The sequence below is a fragment of the Actinoplanes sp. NPDC051633 genome (assembly GCF_040681735.1).
Lineage (GTDB): Bacteria > Actinomycetota > Actinomycetes > Mycobacteriales > Micromonosporaceae > Actinoplanes.
The window spans coordinates 1-2573 of the sequence record NZ_JBFAZH010001098.1 but is presented as its reverse complement, the minus strand read 5'-3'; the positions used below and the strand labels follow the sequence as shown (position 1 = coordinate 2573).

5 protein-coding genes are annotated in these 2573 nt (G+C 72.4%); 2 read left to right on the top strand and 3 right to left on the bottom strand.

Going from position 1 to position 2573, the window contains the following annotated elements:
* On the bottom strand, positions 1-302 hold a 302-nt coding region (locus tag AB0M20_RS37460; RefSeq protein ID WP_364305534.1), incomplete at its 3' end, for a cupin domain-containing protein.
* A 74-nt stretch (positions 303-376) separates the two neighbouring features.
* Here AB0M20_RS37460 and AB0M20_RS37455 point away from each other — a divergent pair.
* Positions 377-820 (top strand): MarR family winged helix-turn-helix transcriptional regulator, encoded by a 444-nt coding sequence (locus AB0M20_RS37455; RefSeq protein ID WP_364305533.1) that lies wholly within the window; start codon positions 377-379, stop codon positions 818-820.
* Positions 821-949: 129 nt separating this feature from the next.
* A complete protein-coding gene (locus AB0M20_RS37450) occupies positions 950-1483 on the top strand; it encodes a GNAT family N-acetyltransferase (RefSeq protein ID WP_364305531.1) in 534 nt (177 codons plus the stop codon).
* Here AB0M20_RS37450 and AB0M20_RS37445 read toward each other — a convergent pair.
* Both AB0M20_RS37445 and AB0M20_RS37440 read right to left on the bottom strand, forming a co-directional pair.
* Complete coding sequence (locus AB0M20_RS37445) at positions 1470-1811, bottom strand: nuclear transport factor 2 family protein (protein WP_364305529.1); 342 nt, start codon at positions 1809-1811, stop codon at positions 1470-1472. The two genes, AB0M20_RS37450 and AB0M20_RS37445, sit on opposite strands and share 14 nt — an antisense overlap.
* Positions 1808-2573 (bottom strand): DNA gyrase C-terminal beta-propeller domain-containing protein (locus AB0M20_RS37440; RefSeq protein WP_364305527.1); only part of this gene is annotated, 766 nt, incomplete at its 5' end. The genes AB0M20_RS37445 and AB0M20_RS37440, both read right to left, overlap by 4 nt.

The window sequence follows — 2573 nt, the reverse complement described above, 5'->3', positions numbered from 1 at the left end:
CACATCGTCGCCGGGTCCGCGTCGACGTTGTCGACCCGCACCTCGGCGCCCGCCGGCACCAACGCCGCCACCCCCGGCTCGATCGTCGACGTCGTCCCGTCGAGGGTCACGTCGAGGCTCCCGGTCAGCAGCAGGAACACCTCTTCCTTGCTGACCCGGTGGGCGGCCCCGGCGGTGTGGGGCGCGACCTCGAGCCGCCACGCGCAGAGCTCACGACTGCCCGACGCGGGCGCCGCGAACGAGTGAAACACCGAACCGTGCAGGTGATGCCGCACGGCGTCCTGCTCCCGGATCACGGGCATTGCGGTCCTCCGTAAGTGGTCAAGTAGATTGACTATATGGTCAAGCAGCTTGACCTCTGTGTCAAACTCTTTCCGTGTCCAGTGATCTGGCGGACCTTCCGGTGCTCCTGCTCGGCGCGGCGCGCGCGCTGGTCGACGGGATCGATGCCGGGGTACGCGCCCGCGGCTTCACCGATCTGCGCCCGGCCCACGGCTTCGCCTTCGCGCTGCTCTCCTCCGGCCACGCCACGGTGGTCGACCTCGCCCGCCACCTCGACATCACCAAGCAGGCGGCCAGCCAGATGGTGGACGACCTGGCGGCCAAGTCCTACGTCGAGCGGCGGCCGCACCCGTCCGACGCCAGGGCCCGGCTGGTGGTCCTCACCGAGAAGGGCTGGGCGTGCACCCGGGCGGCCGACGAGGCAGCCGAGGAGGTCCTGCGCCCCTGGGCCGAGGCGCTGGGCCCGCGCCGGCTGGCGGCCCTGCGAGCCGACCTCTCCCGCATGGCGGCTCCGGGCCGGCTCCGTCCGCTCTGGTGACGCGGCTGCACCCAGGGCGGCTCGACCGGCTGGGGACAACCGCGGAAAGATGTCGTACCCGACCCCTACGTTGAGCCCACCCAGTGCCGGGGTGGGGGAGGTGGCGGGGCGCCCGGCATGGTGGTGATCATGAAGCTCGAAACCTCGCGGCTGCGGCTCAGGCCGTGGGCGCTCGACGACCTGGACGACTACGCGCGCATCTTCGCCAAGGCGGAGTCGCTCGCCTTCCAGCTGGATCGCGGACTCACCCGCGCCGAAGCGGAGCAATACCTGCGCTTCCACATCGACGCCTGGACCCGGCACCCCTTCGGCGCGTGGGCGATCCGGCCCAAGGCGACCGGCCGCCCGGTCGGCTGGGTCTCGTTGGAGACCACCGAGTCCTTCCCGCCGGCGCCCGACGGCGTGCAGATCGGCTGGCGTCTGGACCCCGGCGAGTGGGGCAAGGGCTACGCGACCGAGGCCGCCCGCGCCGTTCTCGCGTACGGCTTCACGACGCTGGGACTTCCGGAGATCTACGTGCTGTTCCATCGAGACAACACTCCGTCGGCGCGCGTCGCCGCCAAGCTGGGCGCGACCCCGCTCACGACGATCACCGACGAAGCCGGCGCCCACCTGCGCGAGGTGCATGTGATCCGCCGGCCCACCGCGTTCAGGAGTCCCTGATCTCCATCTCGGCGATCAGGTCGCCCTCGAAGCGGTAGACGTGCGTGACGGTCTGATCCGCCAGCAGGGAGCCGGCCTTGTCCCGCACCACCTGGTGCACGGTCACCGCCACCCGGCCGTCCGGCTCGGTGGCGAAGGCCGTCGGCACGACCGTCGGCTCGATCTCCGCCCACTGCCGCCGCCAGTAGGCGGCGACCTCGTCGTGGCCGTGGACCGTGCCGCCCTCCCAGCCGTTCGGCCACACGACCTCCGGCGACAAGGCCGCCAGCACCGCCGGCACGTCGCGCTCGTTGAAGGCCGCGTAGAGGGCGGCGAGCCGATCCGTCATCCGCGCTCGATCTGGTGGCCGACGATCTGCGGGCCCAACAGGACCGCCTCGCCCGAGCCGTCGCGCCGCGAGTCCGGCGACGGCAGCTCGATCGGGTCGCCGTTGGTGCCGGCGCCGACCGGCCGCGGGCCGACCCAGGCGACCGTCAGCCTGGTCTCGCCCTTGAGGAAGCGCTGCGCCCGCACCCCGCCGGTCGCCCGGCCCTTCGCCGGGTAGACCTTCAGGGGCGTCACCTTCACCTGCGTGCCGGTCGACGTCACCACCATCGGCTCGCCGTGCTCGCTGTCCGCGGTGTTGACGACGTTGAAGGTCAGCGCCTCCGCGCCGGCCGCCAGGTTGACGCCCGCCATCCCGCCGCCCTTCAAGCCCTGGGGGCGGACCAGCTTGGCCGGGAAGCGCAGCAACGACGCGTCGGACGTGACGAAGGCCAGCGACTCCGCGCCGTCGGCCAGCCAGGTCGCCTGCAGCACCTCGTCGCCGTCCTTGAGCGAGATCAGCTCGAACTCGTCGGACCGCACCGGCCACTCGGGCGAGCACACCTTCACCACGCCCTGCCGCGTGCCCATCGCCAGGCCCGGCGACCCGGAGGCGCCGAGCGGCGCGAGGCCGACCACGCGCTCACCCTTTTCCAGCGGGATCAGCTCGGAGACCGACATGCCGCCGCGGATCGACACCGTGCCGGACTGCTCGGGCAGCACCGGCAGCGGCAGCACGTCCACCTTGAACGCCCGCCCGCGGCTGGTCACCAGCAGCACCCGCCCG